This window comes from Pseudomonas sp. 21LCFQ010 (genome assembly GCF_024129905.1).
Classification (GTDB): Bacteria; Pseudomonadota; Gammaproteobacteria; order Pseudomonadales; family Pseudomonadaceae; genus Aquipseudomonas.
On sequence record NZ_JAMYDZ010000016.1, the window covers coordinates 116,980 to 132,480 of the forward strand.

General features: G+C 59.3%; 14 protein-coding genes, 1 other RNA gene and 1 pseudogene. 11 read left to right on the plus strand and 5 right to left on the minus strand.

Annotated elements, in window-relative coordinates:
• Positions 1-86 precede the first annotated feature (86 nt).
• Positions 87-650 carry a nucleotide exchange factor GrpE gene (grpE, locus tag NJC38_RS18515; RefSeq protein ID WP_045487692.1) on the minus strand — a complete coding sequence of 188 codons (564 nt, stop codon included), beginning with the start codon at positions 648-650 and terminating at the stop codon, positions 87-89.
• 259 nt (positions 651-909) lie between these two features.
• On the opposite strand from grpE, the gene recN reads away from it, so the two are divergent.
• Positions 910-2,583 (plus strand): DNA repair protein RecN, encoded by a 1,674-nt coding sequence (recN, locus tag NJC38_RS18520; protein WP_253116388.1) that lies wholly within the window; start codon positions 910-912, stop codon positions 2,581-2,583.
• Positions 2,584-2,656: 73 nt separating this feature from the next.
• Here the strand turns inward: recN and fur are convergent, their stop codons facing one another.
• The gene (gene fur, locus NJC38_RS18525; RefSeq protein WP_045487688.1) at positions 2,657-3,061 is read right to left on the minus strand and encodes a ferric iron uptake transcriptional regulator; all 405 of its coding nucleotides are present in this window, start codon (positions 3,059-3,061) and stop codon (positions 2,657-2,659) included.
• Positions 3,062-3,157: 96 nt separating this feature from the next.
• Between fur and NJC38_RS18530 the strand changes: the two genes are divergently transcribed.
• A complete protein-coding gene (locus NJC38_RS18530; protein WP_045487686.1) occupies positions 3,158-3,682 on the plus strand; it encodes an outer membrane protein assembly factor BamE in 525 nt (174 codons plus the stop codon).
• 63 nt (positions 3,683-3,745) lie between these two features.
• Here NJC38_RS18530 and NJC38_RS18535 read toward each other — a convergent pair whose 3' ends face one another.
• Together NJC38_RS18535 and NJC38_RS18540 are read right to left on the minus strand one after the other, a co-directional pair.
• Positions 3,746-4,066: an RnfH family protein gene (locus tag NJC38_RS18535; RefSeq protein ID WP_253116390.1), complete on the minus strand. Its 321-nt coding sequence runs from the start codon at positions 4,064-4,066 to the stop codon at positions 3,746-3,748.
• Positions 4,059-4,493, minus strand: coding sequence for a type II toxin-antitoxin system RatA family toxin (locus tag NJC38_RS18540; RefSeq protein WP_045494304.1), 435 nt, complete (start codon positions 4,491-4,493; stop codon positions 4,059-4,061). The genes NJC38_RS18535 and NJC38_RS18540 overlap by 8 nt, the downstream gene beginning before the upstream one ends.
• Before the next feature lie 258 nt (positions 4,494-4,751).
• Here NJC38_RS18540 and smpB point away from each other — a divergent pair, with 258 nt between their 5' ends.
• On the plus strand, positions 4,752-5,234 hold the full coding sequence (smpB, locus tag NJC38_RS18545; RefSeq protein WP_045487678.1) for an SsrA-binding protein SmpB: 483 nt from the start codon (positions 4,752-4,754) through the stop codon (positions 5,232-5,234).
• Between the two features lie 44 nt (positions 5,235-5,278).
• Here smpB and NJC38_RS18550 read toward each other — a convergent pair whose 3' ends face one another.
• Positions 5,279-6,046 (minus strand): FCD domain-containing protein, encoded by a 768-nt coding sequence (locus NJC38_RS18550; protein ID WP_045487674.1) that lies wholly within the window; start codon positions 6,044-6,046, stop codon positions 5,279-5,281.
• A 372-nt stretch (positions 6,047-6,418) separates the two neighbouring features.
• Here NJC38_RS18550 and NJC38_RS18555 point away from each other — a divergent pair, with 372 nt between their 5' ends.
• The 8 genes and pseudogenes from NJC38_RS18555 to NJC38_RS18590 form a co-directional block, all read left to right on the plus strand.
• Positions 6,419-8,107 carry a lactate permease LctP family transporter gene (locus NJC38_RS18555; protein WP_253116393.1) on the plus strand — a complete coding sequence of 563 codons (1,689 nt, stop codon included), beginning with the start codon at positions 6,419-6,421 and terminating at the stop codon, positions 8,105-8,107.
• A gap of 84 nt (positions 8,108-8,191) precedes the next feature.
• On the plus strand, positions 8,192-9,013 hold the full coding sequence (locus tag NJC38_RS18560; RefSeq protein ID WP_253116394.1) for a (Fe-S)-binding protein: 822 nt from the start codon (positions 8,192-8,194) through the stop codon (positions 9,011-9,013).
• Positions 9,010-10,467 (plus strand): LutB/LldF family L-lactate oxidation iron-sulfur protein, encoded by a 1,458-nt coding sequence (locus NJC38_RS18565; RefSeq protein WP_253116397.1) that lies wholly within the window; start codon positions 9,010-9,012, stop codon positions 10,465-10,467. The genes NJC38_RS18560 and NJC38_RS18565 overlap by 4 nt, the downstream gene beginning before the upstream one ends.
• The gene (locus tag NJC38_RS18570; protein WP_253116399.1) at positions 10,467-11,138 is read left to right on the plus strand and encodes a lactate utilization protein; all 672 of its coding nucleotides are present in this window, start codon (positions 10,467-10,469) and stop codon (positions 11,136-11,138) included. Before NJC38_RS18565 ends, NJC38_RS18570 begins: the two co-directional genes overlap by 1 nt.
• On the plus strand, positions 11,135-13,945 hold the full coding sequence (locus NJC38_RS18575) for an FAD-binding and (Fe-S)-binding domain-containing protein (protein ID WP_253116402.1): 2,811 nt from the start codon (positions 11,135-11,137) through the stop codon (positions 13,943-13,945). Before NJC38_RS18570 ends, NJC38_RS18575 begins: the two co-directional genes overlap by 4 nt.
• A 261-nt stretch (positions 13,946-14,206) precedes the next feature.
• A complete protein-coding gene (locus NJC38_RS18580; protein WP_045487655.1) occupies positions 14,207-14,491 on the plus strand; it encodes a hypothetical protein in 285 nt (94 codons plus the stop codon).
• 83 nt (positions 14,492-14,574) lie between these two features.
• Positions 14,575-14,966, plus strand: a transfer-messenger RNA (tmRNA) gene (gene ssrA, locus NJC38_RS18585).
• A 187-nt stretch (positions 14,967-15,153) separates the two neighbouring features.
• Positions 15,154-15,357, plus strand: a pseudogene (locus NJC38_RS18590) (integrase arm-type DNA-binding domain-containing protein); the annotation flags it as partial.
• Positions 15,358-15,501 lie beyond the last annotated feature (144 nt).

The following is a 15,501-nucleotide window of genomic DNA, read 5'->3' on the forward strand; positions in this document are numbered from 1 at the left end:
ACTTTTGATTGGTTGCCGCAACCGGGTTCACAGATTGCGGTAGCACTTAAACGCTTGACCTTTAAATGGGGGCTGCCCGGACGATTTCAAGCCTGCTCGTTAATTGAGGGCGTGGCCGGCGACGGCGCCTTGCTGACCACGACCATGGCCGGGCGCAGCAGGCGGCCATTGAGCTGATAGCCCTTCTGGAAGACCTTGAGTACGGTGTTGGGCTCGACGTTGGCGTTCTCTTCCATCGCCATCGCCTGGTGCTGTTCGGCATTGAACGGCTGGCCATGCGGATCAACGGCTTCCAGCTGATAGCGCTTGAGCGTGTCCTGGAACATCTTGAGGGTCAGTTCGATGCCTTCACGCATCGGACGGATGCTCTGGTCGTCCGGGTTGGACAGCTCCAGGCCACGCTCAAGGCTATCGATGATCGGCAGCAGGTCGGCGGAGAATTTTTCCAGCGCAAACTTGTGCGCCTTTTCAACGTCCTGCTCGGCACGGCGGCGGACATTCTGCAGATCCGCAACGGCTCGCAGGGACTGGTCCTGCGCGGTGGCGAGTTGCTCTTCGAGCACTTGCACGCGGGTCGCCAGATCATCCCCGGCTTCAGCCTGTGCGGCCTGACCCTGAGCGTGCGTATCCAGATTCTGTTCGTCAGCCATACTTCTCTCCTCTCCAAAACGTCCGCGATCCCAACTCGCGCTTCTGCCCCTTATATGGGAGCGGAATTTCCAGCTTCAAGGGGAGCACACCACGAAGTGCAGGGTAAAAAGCAAAAACCGCCAGCCCGCCAATCCGCCTTGCGCATCAGGCAATTGCAGGCCCGTCCGACGACCAGTCATTACGAATTGGAGACGGGCATTGTCAGGCCGAAACAAAACACTGTATAAATAACCAGAAGAATCGTTCTGGAGCCGCTGCATGCTGGTTCATCTTTCGGTACACAACTACGCCATCGTCGAACACCTCGATCTGGAGCTTGATCGCGGCATGAGCGTCATCACGGGTGAAACCGGCGCCGGCAAGTCGATCATGCTCGACGCCCTGGGCCTCACCCTCGGTGACCGCGCCGACAGCGGCGTGGTTCGCCCTGGCGCCGACAAGGCCGATATCCTGGCCACGTTCGACCTGAGCAAGATCCCCGAGGCGCAGGCCTGGCTCAAGGAGCGAGACCTGGAGGGCGAGGCACTGTGCATTCTGCGCCGGGTCATCACTGCTGAAGGTCGTTCACGCGCCTACATCAACGGCACGCCGTGCCCACAGGGCGACTTGAAAGCCTTGGGCGAGCTGTTGATCGACATCCACAGCCAGCATGAACACCAGTCGCTGCTCAAAAGCGATACTCACCGGCGCCTGCTCGACGAATATGCGGGCGCAACCGATCTGGCCCGCCAGGTACAACTGGCCTCGCAGCGCTGGCGCCAGACACGCGCCGAGCTGGAGCGCCTGTCCGGCTCAGGTGATGAACAACGCGCGCGCCACCAGTTGCTCAGTTATCAACTCGAAGAGCTGGAGAATCTCAGCCTTGGTGAGAACGAGCTGGAGCAGCTCGAGCAGGATCAAAAGACCCTGACCAACGCCGAGAGCCTGCTGAGCATCTGCCGTCAGGTTATCGAACAATGCAGCGAAAGCGACTCGGGCAACGTCCTGCACGCCCTGACCAACAGCCTCAATCGTCTGTCCAGCGTGAGCGGCAATTCGACACCACTCAATGAAGCCACCGACCTGCTGTCCAGCGCCCAGATCCAGGTTGAAGAGGCCGTGGGCGAACTCAATCGTTTTCTCGACCACTTCGATGCCGATCCGGGCCGCCTTCAACAGATCGAAGAACGCCTGGACGCCATCTACAGCCTGGCACGCAAACATCGTATCCAGCCCCATGAAGTCGCTACCCTGCATCAGAAGCTGCTCGATGAGATTGAAACGCTTAACGCCAGCGACGAGTCGATCGAGCGGCTGCAGAACGAGCTGACGGCCTACGCCCGGCATTATCAGGAAAAAGCCCGGCAACTGAGCGACCTGCGCCGCCACTCGTCGAGCGAACTGGCCCATGCCGTGGAACAGGAGATCCACCGCCTGGGCATGCCCGGCGGCCGCTTCAACATCGAGCTCAAGGCCAATACCGGCGCTGACCTGCTGCCTTACGGTCTTGAACAGGTCGAACTGCTGGTCAGCGCCAACCCGGGCCAGCCACTCAAGCCTCTATCAAAAGTCGCTTCCGGCGGTGAACTGTCACGGATCAGCCTGGCCATTCAGGTCATCACCGCTCAGACCTCGCGGATTCCCACCCTGGTATTCGATGAAGTCGACGTGGGCATTGGTGGCCCGACGGCAGAAATTGTTGGTCAATTGCTGCGCCGCCTGGGCGAGCGCGGCCAGGTCATCACCGTCACCCACCTGCCCCAGGTGGCTGCGCAGGGCCATCAGCACCTGTTTGTGCACAAGGCCCGTGACAGCAACGCGACGCGCACTGCGGTATCAAAGCTCGGCAAGCACGAGCGCATCGAAGAGGTGGCACGGATGCTTGGCGGTATCGACCTGACCAAGGAGTCATTGGCCCATGCGAAGAAAATGATCCTCAGCCAGAAAAACTGAACGCCCCAAAAAACCAAAAGGCCCCTTGCCGAACGAATCAGCAAGGGGCCTTTTTTGCTGTACGAAGAAAGGTTTAGGCTTTCTTGCGCACGTAGAGCACCAGATTGTGATCGACCAGATCAAAGCCGTGACGCTCAACGATGGCCTTTTGCAAGGCTTCGATTTCTTCGTCGAAGAATTCGATGACCTCACCGGAGTCCACATTGACCATATGGTCGTGGTGGCCGCCGTCTGCCAGTTCGAAGACCGCATGACCGCCGTCGAAGTTGTGGCGCACCACCAGACCTGCCGCTTCGAATTGGGTCAGAACACGGTAAACCGTGGCCAGACCGACATCTTCACTGGCGTCCATCAGAGCCTTATAGACATCCTCGGCACTCATGTGGCGCTGCTCGGCAGAATCGAGCATTTGAAGGATCTTGACCCGTGGAAGGGTCACCTTGAGTCCTGCTTTACGTAGTTCGCTATTTTCAACCATGGTCAGCTTTCTCGCAGACGCTGCTTCGCAGCTTCTCTTAATGCAGGTATGATCGGGGTTTGTTGACCCAGCCAAGATAGTGGAAGTCGCCCACCGATGCAAAACACCAAGCTCTTGCTAACCAGTTTCACACTTGTGGGACTGCTCGCACTCGCCGGTTGCTCGTTCCCCGGGGTTTATAAAATCGACATCCAGCAGGGAAATGTCGTCACGCAGGATATGATAGACCAGTTGCGCCCCGGAATGACCCGGCGGCAAGTACGGTTTATCATGGGCAACCCGTTGCTGGTCGATACATTCCACACCGATCGCTGGGATTATCTGTATAGCCTGCAACCCGGCGGCGGTGAACGCCAACAGGAACGCATCAGCCTGATTTTCAACGGCAATGATCAACTGGTCAGCCTGTCTGGCGACTTCATGCCGGGTGTCAGCCGTGACGAGGCCATCCTTGGCCAAGGCAGTGACACCAGCGTGACGCCGGTGCAGAGCCAGCCGCAGACGCCACCTGAACAGCCCGCTCGCCCAGGCTCGATGCTTGACCAGATTCAGAAAGAGGTCGATAGCGTCGAGACAACGCCAGTCCCTGAACAGGAACCGCTGGAAGCACCAGCGCGTTAAGCAAAAATGCCCGGTTAGCCGGGCATTTTTTTATCCAGATATTTTCTCGGCCCGGAACTGAAGTCAGGCCCGCCCCTTCTTCGGTCGCGCTTTTTCAGCCTTGGCAGCACGCAGCCGCCGCACTTCCTTCGGATCAGCCAATAGCGGTCGATAGATCTCGATACGCTCCCCCGACTCCATGACGCGACAGTCAGGATCGCTGATCAGTTTGCCAAAGACCCCCACCGCACAAGACTCCAGCTCAAGCTCCGGAAAAATCGCTCCGATGCCGCTTGACTGCAATGCCTGGCGAACCGTGGTGCCAGCAGCCACCTTGACGCGCAACATGACCTGACGCTCAAGACTTGCATGCACCACCTCGATCTCAATCGGGGTTTCAGACATGCAGCTGTTTCGCCCGCTGGCAGAATGCATCGACCAAGGTATTGGCTGCCTGATTGAACAGTGGCCCGAGGGTGGCACGCACCAGTGGCCCGGCATAGTCGAACGACAGGTCCAGATTGATCTTGCAGGCTTTCTCGCCCAGCGACTTGAAAGTCCAGACACCATGCAATTGACTGAAGGGCCCTTCGACCAGGTCCATGACAATCGACTCACCTGGTATCAGGGTATTGCGGGTCACGAACTTCTGGCTCAGACCGCCTTTGGCGATTTCAAGACTGGCACGCATCTCGGTGTCGCTGGACTCGTGCACCAGTGCCGCGGCACACCAAGGCAAGAATTCGGGATAGCGAGCCACATCGTTGACCAGGTCATAAAGAAACCGGGCTGGATACGGCAACAGTGCCGAACGTTGAATATGCGTAGTCATGTCAGCATCTTTTCCAAAACTGAGCGGCATATGAATGCCGAACGGCACCCTCTGGTGCCTCAAGAATGAAAGTCAGGGTAACAGGATCGGACGCCAGCGCCTCATCACCTTTTCGCCTGAGTCGTGGGCCGCTCAGATGCGATACGCCACGTTACACGGTGTAAAAAGAGCGCGCATTGTCCGGGATTCGATCATCACGCTCAAGCACACGCCTTGCCCATAGCCGACAACGCAGCAACTGCCTATAATGCGGCCCCTATGGCCAAACTCAAAAAGCACCCTACAGGGACCATCGCGCAGAATAAAAAAGCGCGTCACGATTACTTCATCGAACACAAGTTCGAAGCCGGTCTGGTCCTGTCCGGTTGGGAAGTAAAAAGCCTGCGTGCCAGCAAGGTACAGTTGGTTGACAGCTATGTGCTGCTCAAGGACGACGAAGCCTGGCTGATGGGCAGTCATATCACCCCCCTCAAGACAGCCAGCACGCATGTCATCGCGGACCCGACGCGCACTCGCAAGCTGCTGCTCAACCGCCGCGAACTCGACAGGCTGTTCGCCGCTGTACAGCAAAAGGGCTATACCTGCGTTGCCTTGTCGCTGTACTGGAAACAGCACATGATCAAGTGCGAAATCGCACTGGGCAAAGGCAAAAAGGAATACGACAAACGCGACACCGAGCGCGAACGCGATTCCAACCGCGAACTGCAACGTGCCGTGCGCAACAAGGGCAAGGAAGACTGACCCCGCGAAGCCCGCGACAGGCTATCGCGGGCATTCGGCGTAACCTACAGGTTATGCCGCCGCTCGGCTCGCGCCGCCCGCTCTCCCTGCTGACGCACCTCCTCAAGCACCTCCTGGACATACATCAGGTGGCGACTTGAAACACTTCGCGCATCCTCGGCGCGCCCTTCGATAATCGCCTCATACAGCTCACGATGCTGCGCGATAAGCATGTCGCGGGTCTCGCTGCGCTGCTGATACATGCCCCCGATATTGATCACAACGTTACGCCGCACCAGGTCGAACAGCCCACGAATGGTGTGCAGCAACACCGCGTTGTGGCTGGCCTCGGCAATCGCCAGATGGAAATTGGCATCGGCAGCGGCCTCTTCGACACCGCCCTCCTGTTCAGCCCTGGCGTAACAATCCTGCAGAGCATCAAATGCCTGGCGCAGCCGCTCGCGATCCAGATCGGTAGCCCGCAACGCTGCGTAGTAGGCGCATGAAGCTTCCAGAGTATGCCGAAACTCCAGCAGGTCGCGCTGCGCGTCCGGGCTGCTTTCCAGCAGTTGCAACAACGGATCACTGAAGGTCGAGCCCAGATTTTCCGCCACGTAATTACCGCCGCCCTGACGACTGATCAACAGCCCTTTTGCTGTCAGTTTCTGAATGGCCTCACGCAGGGATGGGCGTGAAACACCAAACTGCTCAGCCAGCACGCGCTCGGCAGGCAAACGACCGCCGGCCTTGAGCGTGCCCTCCAGAATCATTTTTTCCAGCTGCTCGACAATATCGTCCGACAAACGGCGTTGCCGTACTTGACCAAAGCCCATAACCCTCACTCCACCTTCCCGACCTCGTTATCGGGCCCGTCTATTCTGGCCGATCCGAGCACCTTAGGCATCTGCCGCATGGCTGTCACTGAACCATTGCTGTACTGCTGCCGGGCTGATTCAGACCAAAGTCGCAAAAAGAGCAAATTGACACATCCCCGGTAAGGCTTCTACCCTAGCAACCAGACCTTGTAAATTGGTCTTACCAATTAACCAAGAGCTATATAAGTAACCAACTGCACGTACATCGCTGGACCTTTCCCGACCAGAAAGGCCTGAGCTGGTGCACGGGACGCTACGACCACCTGCCTGAATCAGGCACGTACGCCACCGGACACCGGGCCTAACCAAAAACAACTAGGGGCCAACCCAATGCAAACCTGGCAACAACTCTATACCCCCTTGGGCAGCCTGGGCTTATCCGCCGCCGCTGCGCTGATCCCGATCATTTTCTTTTTTCTCGCCCTGGCGGTGTTCCGTCTCAAAGGCCACATTGCTGGCAGCATCACGCTGGGCTTGTCGGTGCTGGTGGCGATCTTCGCCTTCCAGATGCCGGTCGACATGGCACTGGCTGCGGCGGGCTACGGTTTTGCCTACGGTCTGTGGCCGATCGCCTGGATCATCGTCGCAGCGGTATTTCTCTACAAGCTGACCGTCAAAAGCGGCCAGTTCGAGATCATCCGCAGCTCGGTACTGACCATCACCGACGACCAGCGCCTGCAGGTGCTGCTGATCGGCTTCTGCTTCGGCGCCTTTCTTGAAGGCGCGGCAGGGTTCGGTGCGCCTGTGGCAATCACTGCCGCCTTGCTGGTGGGCCTGGGCCTGAACCCGCTATACGCCGCCGGCCTGTGCCTGATTGCCAACACCGCGCCGGTGGCGTTCGGGGCGCTCGGCATCCCGATCATCGTTGCCGGCCAGGTCTCGGGCATCGACGCTTTCAAGATCGGCGCAATGACCGGTCGCCAGCTGCCGTTCCTGTCTATCTTCGTGCCGTTCTGGCTGATGTTCATCATGGACGGCGTACGCGGCGTCAAGGAAACCTGGCCGGCCGCGTTCGTGGCGGGCTTCAGCTTTGCCGTCACCCAATACCTGACCTCGAACTTCATCGGCCCGGAACTGCCAGACATCACCTCGGCACTGGTCAGCATCATTTCCCTGACCCTGTTCCTCAAGGTCTGGCAGCCGCAGCGCGCCACTGACGCAGTGATCAGCAGCGGTGGCGGCACCGCCGTACTGGGCGGTGGAGGTCATATCCCGGCCCCGTCACGTACGCCGTCGCCCTACACCCTGGGGCAGATTTTCAAAGCCTGGTCGCCATTTCTGATCCTCACTGCGATGGTCACTGTATGGACGCTCAAACCCTTCAAGGCGCTGTTCGCTACCGGTGGCCCGCTGCAGGCATGGACCATCAACACCGCCGTGCCATTTCTTGATCAGATGGTGATCAAGGGCACGCCAATCGTGGCCAAGGCAACCGCCATGCCGGCGGTGTACAAGCTGGACCTGATTGCCGCTTCCGGCACCGCCATCCTGCTCTCGGCCATCATCTCGATGATCGTGCTGCGCATCAGCGCCAGGATTGGTCTGACCACCTTCAAAGAGACCGTGATTGAGCTGCGTTGGGCAATCGTATCGATTGGCATGGTGCTGGCGTTCGCCTTCGTCATGAACTACTCGGGGATGTCTTCGACACTGGCGCTGGTACTGGCCGGCACCGGTGCGGCCTTTCCGTTCTTCTCGCCATTTCTGGGTTGGCTGGGGGTATTCCTGACCGGTTCGGATACTTCTGCCAACGCCCTGTTTGGCTCCCTGCAAGCCACCACAGCGCACCAGACCGGCGTCAGTGATGTGCTGATGGTCGCCGCCAACTCCAGCGGCGGCGTCACCGGCAAGATGATTTCGCCACAGTCCATTGCCGTGGCCTGCGCAGCGACCGGCCTGGTCGGCAAGGAGTCGGACCTGTTCCGCTTCACCCTCAAGCACAGCCTGTTCTTTGCCACCCTGGTGGGGATCATCACCTATGCGCAAGCGTATTGGTTCACCGGCATGCTGGTGCACTGAGTCGCGGTCAATCCGTAAACCCTGGCGCCGTCGTGATGGCGGGCGCCAGCTTTCGATAACCGGGTCCACCCGGAGAAGCACCTGATGAACGAACTGTTCTATAACGCCGCCCCCAACGCCACGCGGCTGGCGCCGCGCCATGCACCACGCCAGTACCCTGATCAGAAGCCACAACGGGTGTACCTGTTCGGTACCTGCGTGGTCGACCTGTTTTTTGCGCAAGCGGGCATGGACACCATTCACCTGCTTGAGCGCGAAGGTATCCAGGTGAACTACCCACAGGGCCAGAGTTGCTGCGGCCAGCCGGCCTACACCAGTGGCTACACTGAGCAGGCCCGGCAAGTCGCCCGGGCTCAGGTGCAGTTGTTCGAAGGCAGCGACCCGGTAGTCGTGCCGTCTGGCTCGTGCGCGGGCATGTTCCGTGAGCATTATCCAGAGCTGTTCAAGGACGAGCCGCCGATGCTGGAAAAAGTGCGCAATCTTGCCGCGCGCACTTATGAACTGACCGAATTCCTGCTGCATGTCTGCAAGGTGCGCTTCGATGACCAAGGCCAGCCGATCAGGATCGCCCTGCATACATCCTGCTCGGCACGCCGGGAGATGAACACCCATCTGCATGCCCGTGAACTGCTTGGCCAACTGGGCAACGTCGAGCGTGTCGAACACTCGCATGAAAGCGAATGCTGCGGCTTTGGCGGCACATTCAGCGTGCGTATGCCGGACATTTCCGGGGCCATGGTGGCCGACAAAACCCAGGCACTGAAAGACTCAGGCGCCGACCAGGTCATCACGGCCGACTGCGGCTGCTTGATGAATATCAACGGGGCACTGGAAAAGCAGCAAGCATCGCTGCACGGCATGCATCTGGCCAGTTTTCTCTGGCAGCGCACCGGAGGCCGCTCATGACCGCGCACAATCGTATTGCGGCCGTAGAGCTCAACCCCGACTTCCCCAACCGCGCCCGTCAGGCACTTGGCGACAGTCAACTGCGCGGCAATTTTCGCCGCGCCATGGATTCATTGATGACCAAGCGCGCCGCAGCGTTCAGCGACGCTGACGAACGCGAAGAGCTGCGCGAGCTGGGCAATGCCATCCGTGCCCGCGCGCTGTCGAAACTGCCTGATCTGCTGGAGCAACTGGAACACAACCTGATCCGCAACGGCGTTCAGGTGCACTGGGCCGAAACCATCGAGCAAGCCAATGCCATCGTGCTGTCCATCGTCGAAGCGCATGAAGCCCGGCAACTGATCAAAGGCAAATCGATGGTCAGCGAAGAAATGGAAATGAACCATTTCCTCGCTGAGCGAGGCATCGAATGCCTGGAAGCCGACATGGGCGAATACATCGTGCAAATGGCTCACGAGAAGCCCTCGCACATCATCATGCCGGCCATCCACAAGAATGCCGGCCAGGTCGGCACGCTGTTCCATGAGAAGCTCGGCGTCGACTACACCACCGATGTCGACCAGTTGATTCAGATTGGCCGCAAGGTGCTGCGCCAGAAGTTCTTCGAAGCCGACATCGGCGTGTCTGGCGTCAACTTCGCCGTGGCTGAGACCGGCACCCTGCTGCTGGTCGAAAACGAAGGCAATGGCCGCATGGTCACCAGCGTGCCGCCCGTGCATATCGCGGTCACCGGCATAGAGAAGGTGGTGGAGAACCTGCGCGACACCGTGCCACTGCTGTCGCTACTGACTCGCTCATCACTGGGCATCCCGATCACCACCTACGTGAACATGATCTCTGGCCCGCGCAAGGCTCATGAGCTCGATGGCCCGCAGCAAGTCCATCTGGTACTGCTGGATAACGGCCGCAGCCAGGCCTTTGCCGACAGCGAGCTGCGCCAGACCCTCAACTGCATCCGCTGCGGCGCGTGCATGAACCATTGCCCGGTGTATACCCGGGTCGGCGGGCATACCTATGGCGAGGTCTACCCTGGCCCGATCGGCAAGATCATCACCCCACACATGGCCGGCCTGAATAAAGTACCGGACCACCCCAGCGCGTCGTCGCTGTGCGGAGCCTGCGGTGAGGTCTGCCCGGTGAAGATTCCGATTCCGGCACTGTTGCGCCGGTTGCGCGAAGAGAACGTCAAAGCGCCGGATGCACCCAACCCGGTGATGCGCGACCAGGGCCGCAAGTACTCACGTAAAGAGCGGCTGATCTGGAACGCCTGGTCGGTGCTCAACCGCTCGCCAGCGCTGTACCGGGCCTTCCGCTTTCTCGCCACCCGCCTGCGCGCCTTGATGCCCGCTAACCTCGGCCCCTGGACGCAGCATCATAGCGCTCCGAAACCCGCGGCCCGGTCACTGCATGAGTTGGCCCGCGAGCACCAGGCCCGGCAGAAGAGAGACACCTGATGAACGCCAGAAACACTATTCTCGCCAAGCTGCGCCGTAGCCTGGAAGGCACTCAACCGATTGCCGATCATTTCAATGAAGCAACAGTGACCGGGCCATGGAGCTATACCGCACAGACCCGGCTCGCGCGCCTGCGCCAATTGATGGAAGCGGTACATACCGAAATCCATCTGTGCCGCGAGCACGATTGGCCACAACGCCTGGCGCAACTGGTCAGCGAGCGGCAACTGCCCAACCTGCTGATCGCTCCGGGGACACTGCACGGGCAACGGATTCGCGAACACTGGGCGCAGCAGCCCGGCCTGGCGCCGCTCAAGGCCTATGACAAACCGATAGAAGCCTGGAAAAAAGAGCTATTCGACGATACGGCCGCCAGCGTGACCGGCACACTGGGCGCGATCGCCGCGACCGGCAGCCTGATCCTTTGGCCTACCCGCGAAGAGCCGCGACTGATGAGCCTGGTGCCGCCGGTGCACTTTGCTCTGCTCAAAGCCAGTCAGATCCACGACAACCTGTACCAGGCGCAGCAGCAACAGCAATGGGCGAACGACATGCCGACCAATGCGCTGCTGATCTCCGGCCCGTCCAAAACCGCCGATATCGAACAAGTGCTGGCCTACGGCGCCCATGGTCCCAAGGACCTGGTGGTGCTGATCCTGGAGGACGCATGACCCTGCCCGCCAACTTTCTACGCCAGGCGCAATTGTTGATTCCCGAACAGCGCCGCTTCGATGATCCGCTCTCGACCCTGGCTTTCGGTACTGACGCCAGTTTTTATCGGTTGATCCCCAAACTGGTGATACGGGTTGAATCCGAAGACGAAGTCGTGGCGCTGCTCCAACTGGCTCAGGCCCATAAGGTTGCGGTGACCTTCCGTGCGGCGGGCACCAGTCTGTCTGGTCAGGCAATCAGCGATTGCGTGCTGCTGGTGCTGGGCGATAACTGGAACAGCCGCGAGATTCGTCAACAGGGCAGCCAGATCCGCCTGCAACCCGGCGTGATTGGTGCTCAAGCCAATGCCTGGCTGGCCCCCTTTGGCCGCAAGATCGGTCCGGACCCAGCGTCGATCAATGCCTGCAAGATCGGCGGTATCGTCGCCAATAACGCCAGCGGCATGTGCTGCGGCACCGCGCAAAACACTTATCACACGCTGGCCGGCATCCGCCTGGTGCTGGCCGACGGCACCCGCCTGGACACCGAAGACCCTGCCAGCGTCGCCGCCTTTCGCAACAGCCACGCGCAGTTGCTGGAGCAACTGGCCAGCCTCGCACGCGAAACCCGCAACAACAGCGAACTGGCGGCCAGAATCCGTCACAAATACCGTCTGAAAAACACCACCGGGCTGTCTCTCAACGCCCTGGTGGATTTCGACGAGCCACTGGATATCCTCAGCCATCTTTTGGTGGGTAGCGAAGGCACTCTGGGTTTTATCAGTGCGGTGACTTATAACACCGTGCCCGACCACCCAAATAAAGCTTCGGCGCTGATCGTGTTCCCGGACGTTGAGACCTGCTGCAACGCCGTCAGCGTCCTCAAACAGCAGCCAGTGGCCGCCGTGGAACTGCTCGATCGGCGCAGCATGCGCTCGGTCCAGGACAAACCGGGTATGCCGGCCTTCGTGCGCGAGCTGTCGGAAAACGCCTGCGCGCTGTTGATCGAGGCCCGCGCGGCCAGCCAGAGCCTGCTGCATGAACAGCTGGCGCAGATCATGGCGTCGCTGGCGCCGTTTGCAGTGGAGCAACAAGTCGACTTCAGCGAAGACCCACAGGACAATGCCCGGCTATGGGCAATTCGCAAAGACACCTTCCCTGCTGTCGGTGCCGTGCGCCAGACCGGTACCACGGTCATCATCGAGGACGTTACCTTTCCAGTGGAACAACTGGCCGCTGGCGTACGTCGACTCATCGCCCTGTTTGAAAAGCATCATTACGATGAGGCCATCCTGTTTGGTCATGCCCTGGAGGGCAATCTGCACTTTGTCTTCACTCAGGGCTTTAACAGCCATGAAGAAGTCGCACGCTATCAGGCGTTCATGGATGACGTCGCCGAGCTGGTTGCTGTCGAGTTCGGCGGCTCACTCAAGGCAGAACACGGCACAGGCCGCAACATGGCGCCATTCGTCGAGAAAGAATGGGGCAGCGACGCCTATCAACTGATGTGGCAACTCAAGCACCTGCTCGACCCCAACGGCATCCTCAACCCGGACGTGGTGCTGAGCAACGATCCGCACATTCACCTCAAGCACCTCAAACCCATGCCGGCAGCCGACGAAATTGTCGATAAATGCATTGAATGCGGCTTCTGCGAACCAGTGTGCCCGTCCAAAGGACTGACCCTCAGCCCTCGCCAGCGCATCGTCATGTGGCGTGACATTCAAGCGAGAAAACGCCGCGGCGAAGATACCCGCGCGCTGGAGCAGGGTTACCAGTACCAGGGCATCGATACCTGCGCCGCCACCGGACTGTGCGCCCAGCGCTGCCCGGTAGGCATCAATACCGGTGAGCTGGTCAAGAAACTGCGCGCCGAACAGGCCAGCCATGACAAAACCGCTGACTGGATAGCGCAGCACTTCAAGATCGCCTTGCAGGGCGCACGCTTTACCCTGCGAGTGGCCGACGGGGCCCGCAGACTGCTCGGTGCGCCGCGTATGGCAAAAATCTCGGCAGCGCTGCACACAGCCTCCGCCGGCCGCGTACCACAGTGGACAGCCGCCATGCCGCAGCCAGCACAGGCCATCCGCTTCACACCGCCGCTCGACGATCAACGGCCGCGAGTGGTGTACCTGGCCGCATGCGTCTCGCGAGTAATGGGCCCGGCCGCCAGCGATCGGGAACAGACCTCGCTACTGGACAAAACGCGCAGGCTGCTGGAAAAGGCCGGCTATCAGGTGGTGTTCCCGGAAGATGCTGACAGCCTGTGTTGCGGCCAGCCGTTCGCCTCCAAAGGCTATACCGCCAAGGCTGACGAAAAGCGCGATGAGCTGATCAAGACACTGCTCAAGACCAGTCGCGGCGGGCTTGACCCGATCTACTGCGACACCAGCCCCTGTACCCTGCGCCTGATCGAAAGCCTGAAGGACAGCCGCCTGGACCTCTATGACCCGGTGCGCTTCATTCGTACCCACCTGCTGGACAAACTGACCTTTACACCACAGCAGGAACCGGTGGCAGTGCATGTCACCTGCAGCACCCAGCATCTGGGCGAAAGCCAGGCGCTGATCGACCTGGCCCGGTTGTGCAGCGTCAACGTAGTGATTCCGGAGGGCATTCACTGCTGCGGCTTTGCCGGCGACAAGGGCTTCACTCACCCGGAACTCAATGCTCACTCGCTACGCCCGTTGAAGAACGCTGTGCAGTACTGCAGCGAAGGCATCTCCACCAGCCGCACCTGTGAGATTGGGCTGTCGCACCACTCAGGGATTGATTATCACAGCCTGGTTTACCTGGTGGATCGGGTGACACAGCCACGGACGCGATGACTCCGCTGACCTCAATAAATAGCTGGGACATCACTGAACCACGTTTGCGTGATGCCCAGCGAGGTTAGCGACCTATCGCCTCTTTTTAGTGCATTTCACCCTGTTTTCGACTTTCTGTTCGCCGAGAAAAATAAATAGAACCCCTGCAAAACCTCATAGTCAATCCTTTAAGCCCCCCTGCACGGGATGGCTTTTCGCAACCTCGGGCAGCGGCCCTCACGACCCCGGCCATACCGAGTCCACAGGCTAAAGGAGAGACACATGAAACGTACCGCATTTACAGGACTGTTCCTCAGCGCTGCACTGTTGGCTTCCCCAGTCTTCGCCGCCGAAAATCTCTGCGACGTGAACCTGCAAAGTATCAAGGATGCGCAGGTGTCTACCAACTCCAACCTGAGCCCGGAAGTCAAGGCATCGCTGGAGAAGACCGAAGCCGATGCTCGGGCCGCCAAGGCCGCGAACGATGAGAAAAAATGCATCGAACTGACTGACAAAGCGATGACCGACCTGAAAAAAATTGGCTCCGGCAGCGAGGGCGCCAAATAATTGCCAGGTAGCCCGCACAGCGGGTCGACGTGAAGCGCCATTAGGCGTACACTGCGCCCCACTGACTACCTGAACGTAGTCACGGGGCCGATTAGGATTCGACGCCGGTGATGAAACTTTAGGTGCATGCCGACTTGGTAACAGAAGTCGTAAATCCACTGTTGCAACTTTCTATAGTTGCCAATGACGAAAACTACGAGGGCTACGCTCTCGCTGCGTAAGCGGCGCGACTAGCTCTTCTGGTAGCTTCGGCTCCAGCAATCATCAGGGGATGCCTGTAAACCCGAAATGATTGTCATACAGAACAGGATCGCCGCCTAGTACGTTGTGGACGACGTGGCTAAAACTTACACAACTCGCCCAATGCACCCTGCCCGTCGGGTCGCTGAGGGTTAACTTAATAGACACGGCTAAGCATGTAGGACCGACAGCGGAGTACTGGCGGACGGGGGTTCAAATCCCCCCGGCTCCACCAAATGATCAAACAAAGACGTCCACGGACGTCTTTTTTTGTGCCTGAAACTTAGTGAAATCAAGGGTTTCAGCGCTTCTTAGGTTTTTTGGCACCCGCCGAGTTCTGACCGTTCAGGTATTCCAAGTGGTATTCCAGCCCCTCCGGGGTTAATCTCTGGAATACCCAAACAGCGCCTGAGGTAGATCTCATGCCTGCTCCAGCCCTCCGTCTCTCCGACCGACAACTCAAGGGAGTCAAACCGGCGTCCAAGGATTACGTCCTCACCGACGGCGACGGTTTGCAGCTCCGCGTACGCAGCAACGGCTCGTTGCTGTGGAATTTCAATTACCGCGAACCGGTGACCAAAAAACGCATCAACATGGGCTTCGGGACCTACCCCGAGCTGTCACTAGTGTGGTGTTTCACAAGTACCAATGAAAATATGGTCTATGCTCATTTGAAACCCACTCGTGAGAGCTGAGCATTTATATGGGCCGACCAGCGACTGTCATTGTCTTGTCTGAAGCCGAAAAAGCCGAGCTTCTACGCCGCGTTA